The sequence below is a fragment of the Hymenobacter agri genome, assembly GCF_054778495.1.
Window position 1 is genome coordinate 1 of the sequence record NZ_BAAGZM010000368.1, and the last position, 4,263, is coordinate 4,263.

4 protein-coding genes and 1 pseudogene are annotated in these 4,263 nt (G+C 62.5%); all 5 read left to right on the forward strand.

Annotated features, from left to right (window positions below; all coding sequences use genetic code 11):
- Positions 1-162 precede the first annotated feature (162 nt).
- Complete coding sequence (locus ACYVDE_RS15765) at positions 163-948, forward strand: MIP/aquaporin family protein (protein WP_460502498.1); 786 nt, start codon at positions 163-165, stop codon at positions 946-948.
- 214 nt (positions 949-1,162) lie between these two features.
- Complete coding sequence (locus tag ACYVDE_RS15770) at positions 1,163-2,008, forward strand: SDR family oxidoreductase (protein ID WP_460502501.1); 846 nt, start codon at positions 1,163-1,165, stop codon at positions 2,006-2,008.
- A gap of 296 nt (positions 2,009-2,304) precedes the next feature.
- Positions 2,305-3,720, forward strand: coding sequence for an OFA family MFS transporter (locus ACYVDE_RS15775; RefSeq protein ID WP_460502499.1), 1,416 nt, complete (start codon positions 2,305-2,307; stop codon positions 3,718-3,720).
- Between the two features lie 34 nt (positions 3,721-3,754).
- Positions 3,755-3,901, forward strand: a complete 147-nt coding sequence (locus ACYVDE_RS15780; protein ID WP_460502500.1) for an MFS transporter small subunit — start codon at positions 3,755-3,757, stop codon at positions 3,899-3,901.
- Positions 3,902-4,074: 173 nt separating this feature from the next.
- Positions 4,075-4,263: pseudogene (locus tag ACYVDE_RS15785) on the forward strand (gluconate 2-dehydrogenase subunit 3 family protein); the annotation flags it as partial.

A 4,263-nucleotide genomic window follows, 5' to 3' on the forward strand; every position in this document is an offset into this window, starting at 1 on the left:
GCTGGGCTACGGCGGCTCCCAGCCCGTGGCCGACAATGCCGACCCCGCCCAGCGCCCCCGCAACCGGCGCGTGGTACTGCGCCGCCTATAGGCAGGCTCGGCATTACGGTTTAACCCACTGGCGTTTTCTGCGTTGCAGGAGGGCACCACCACCCCTTCCGAATGGCTTTTGCCGCTTCCCTTGCCCGGGCCCTGCGCCGCCACTGGTGCCATTATCTGGTTGAGGCCGCAGGCATCATGGCGTTCCTAATGGTGTCGAGCGTGGCCAGCGTGGTATTTCACCACCCCGATTCGGCCCTGGCGCGGGCGTTGGGGCCGCAGCCCTGGGTGCAGCGCATTGGTGTGGGGGCGGCTCTGGCGCTGCTGATTGCCGCCATGGCCAACTCGCCTTGGGGCAAACGCTCGGGCGCGCACTTCAACCCGGCCGTGACGCTGGGCTTCTGGCAGCTGGGCTACATTGCCACGGCCGATGCGCTGTGGTACGGGCTGGCGCAGTTTGCCGGGGCGGTGCTGGCGGGCTTGGCCATGTTTGGGCTGCTGAAACCCTGGTTTGACCATCCTGACATCCGCTACAACACCACTACGCCCATTGAGGGCACCCACGGCTGGGCGCTGGCTTTGGGGGCCGAAGTTCTGATTTCGGCGGCGCTAATGCTGGTGCTACTGTGGGCGCTGCATTCGCGCCGGCTGAAACCGTGGGCGGGGGTCCTAGCGGGCCTGGCGCTGGCGCTGTTTGTGGTAGTAGAAGCCCCACTGTCGGGCATGAGCCTGAACCCGGCGCGCACGCTGGGCACGGCCGTGGCGGCGGGCATTGCCACGCACATGTGGCTGTATTTTCTGGCACCGTTCGGCGCGATGTGGGCCACGGCGGCGTTGCACCGGCATTTTCAGCGAAGCCAGTTGCCAGGTAAGCCCGCCCCTCCGCACTTCCCCGACCCCAGTGCCTGACAAGGATTTTTGTGGGATGGCCGGCTCATCGTGCGCGCAATAGCCGAGTTGCGAGGTAGCCATTGGGCAGCATCTCGCGTAAGTAGTAGCCCAACCCTACTCCGCACAAGCTATGCCCCCCAAAAAGCCCGCTCCCGCCCAGCCCGCTACCAAAAAGCCGGCCGCCCAAAAAGCCGCGCCCGCCAAAGCCGAAAGCCGCCCCACGGCCAAAGACATGAAGGCCGCCGCCCAAAAGCTGCCATACCCGGCCAAACAGGCCGATATGAAGCTGCAGCCCGATTCGGACCTAGCTAATTACAAAGCCGCCGGCAAGCTCAAAGACAAAGTGGCCATCGTGACCGGGGCCGACTCCGGCATCGGCCGGGCCGTGGCCATTGCCTTCGCCAAGGAAGGTGCGCACGTGGCCGTGGTTTTCAACGAAAACGTGGAAGACGCTGAGAAAACCAAGCAAATGGTCGAGAAAGAGAAGCGCAAGTGCCTGCTGCTGCAGCTCGATGTGCGCGACCCCGAGCAGTGCAAGCAGGCCGTGCGCCGCACCCGGGCCGAGCTGGGCGGGCTGAACATTCTGGTGAACAACGCCGCCTTCCAGATGAGCCAGGAGAAATTCGAGGACATTCCGGAGGAGCAGATTCGTCGCACCTTCGATACCAACATTCTGGGCTACATCTGGATGGCGCAGGCCGTGATTCCGCACTTGCAGAAGGGCGACTGCATCATCAACACGGGCAGCATCGTGGGCATCGTGGGCATTCCGATTCTGGTCGATTACGCCTGCTCGAAGGCCGGTATTCACGCCCTCACCAAGTCGCTGGCGCTGTACCTGGGCGAGAAAGGCATTCGGGTGAACTGCGTGGTGCCCGGCCCGGTCTGGACGCCCAACATCCCCGGCACCATGCCGCGGGAGGAAATTGCCAAATTCGGCCACGAAGTGGCCCTCAAGCGCCCCGGCCAGCCCGAGGAGCTGGCCCCGGCCTACGTGCTGCTAGCCTCGCAGGACGGCTCATTTATGACGGGTTCGCTTGTGCACATCACCGGCGGCAAGCTCAGCAGCGACGAGTAGCGCTTGTTCGATAGAAGCTATAATGAAGAGCGTCATGCTGAGCGAAGTCGAAGCATCCCTACCGCGAGAGTAAAATCAATCGACAGGATTTACTACTGCGGTAGAGATGCTTCGACTTCGCTCAGCATGACGTTCCATTTTATTGCCAGCACAGAACCTATACCTGTTTAGCAACATTTCCGCGCCGGCCGCAATCAACCAACGAACCAGCCGGTTACCTTGGCGCTTGCGGCCCGCTTTTAAGGCGTGGGGCGCAGTACCCACTTTCTTCTTTCACTTCAATTCCCACTTCGTACATGGCCGAAAACTCCTCTTCCCTGCTTGACCGCAGCCGCACGGTAGCGGGCCCGGGCTACAACCGCTGGCTGGTGCCGCCGGCCGCGCTGGCCATCCACCTGGCCATTGGGCAGGCGTATGCGTTCAGCGTATTCAACAAGCCGCTGGGGGCCCTCATCAGCGGCGACCCGGCCAAGCCCGCGCCTGATGACTGGACGCCGCTGCAAATCGGGGTCACGTTTTCCATTGCCATTGTGCTGCTGGGGTTATCGGCGGCCATTTTTGGGAAATGGCTCGAGCGCGTGGGGCCGCGCAAGGCCATGCTCGCCTCGTCACTCTGCTTCGGTGGTGGCTTCCTGATTGCCGCGCTGGGTATTCACCTGCACAGCATCTGGCTGTTGTATTTTGGCTACGGGTTTGTGGGCGGCATCGGGCTGGGCATTGGCTACATTTCGCCGGTGAGCACGCTCATCAAGTGGTTTCCGGACCGCAAGGGGGTGGCCACGGGCATGGCCATTATGGGCTTTGGCGGCGGCGCCATGATTGGCTCGCCGCTGGCCAACAACCTGATGACCCACTTCAAAGCCTCGGCCCCGCTGGGTGTGGCCCCCACGTTCATCGTGATGGGCATTATCTACTTGCTGTTCATGCAGTTTGGCGTCTGGACCATCCGCGTGCCCGCCGACGACTGGAAGCCCGAAGGCTACGTGCCCAGCACCGAGCACAACGACATGATTACCACGGCCAACGTGTCGGCCGATAACGCCATCAAAACGCCGCAGTTCTGGATGCTGTGGGTGGTGCTGCTCTGCAACGTGACGGCGGGCATTGGCGTGCTCGAAACGGCTTCGCCGCTCATTCAATCCGTCATTTCCGGCACCGAAAAAGGCAAGGGCATGGACACGGCGGCCCTGGCGGCGGCCGGAGCCGGCTTTGTGGGCCTGCTCAGCTTGTTCAATCTGCTGGGGCGTTTCTTCTGGTCGTCGGCATCGGATAAGCTGGGGCGTAAGGTGACGTACGCCATCTACTTTGGCTTGGGCGTGGCGCTGTATGCCTTGGCGCCCACGCTGGGCATCAATGCGCAGCTGACGCTGTTTGTGGTGGTTGCCTGCGTGATTATCAGCATGTACGGCGGTGGTTTTGCCACGGCCCCGGCCTACCTCTCCGACCTGTTTGGCAAGTACCAGGTGGGTGCCATTCACGGCCGTTTGCTCACGGCCTGGAGCACGGCGGGCGTGCTCGGGCCGCTCATCGTGCATTACCTGTCCGACAGCCGCAAGGCCGAAGGCTTCACCGGCGCCGCCATGTACCAGACGGTGTTTTACACCATGGCCGGCCTGCTGGTGGTGGGTTTCCTGGCCAACATCATCGTGACGGCCGTGAACGAGAAATACTACGAAAAAGGCCCCGTGACGGCAGAGGCCGGCGGCCACTAAGTTTCAATCTTTCAATCCATCCATCGCATTCAACATGAATCCGCAACCCAATAACTCAACGCCGGCTCCGGCCGCAGGCGGTGCCGGTGGCTCGCTGGTCCTAGCCTGGCTTTTCGTGGGCATTCCGCTGGCCTGGGGCGTGTCGCAAACGTTTATTAAGGCGCTGGCCTTGTTCAAGTAACGCGCCGCCTGCTTTGCGCGCGGGAAAGCCGCCGGCCCTGGGTCGGCGGCTTTTTTTATGCGTTTTGTTTAAGAAATACCCGCCAAAACCTGCACCCTTTTGCGGGGAATTATACGTAAGGGTATTTAGCTGAACCGTCCGTATATACTCGGTATTGGCCCAAGCCCAACCCTATGTCCACCCCTCCCACGTACCCCAGCGGCACCGTGCGCGCCCTGCTCGATTCACCGCACGTATCGGAAGCCACCCGCGCCGCCCTGCAGGCCCGCCTTGATGCGCCGGCCGACTACGCCCCGCAGTTCCTGGCTCCCGAAGCCTACGCCTTGCTCGAAGCCGTGGCCGGCCGCCTTTTCCCCCAGCCT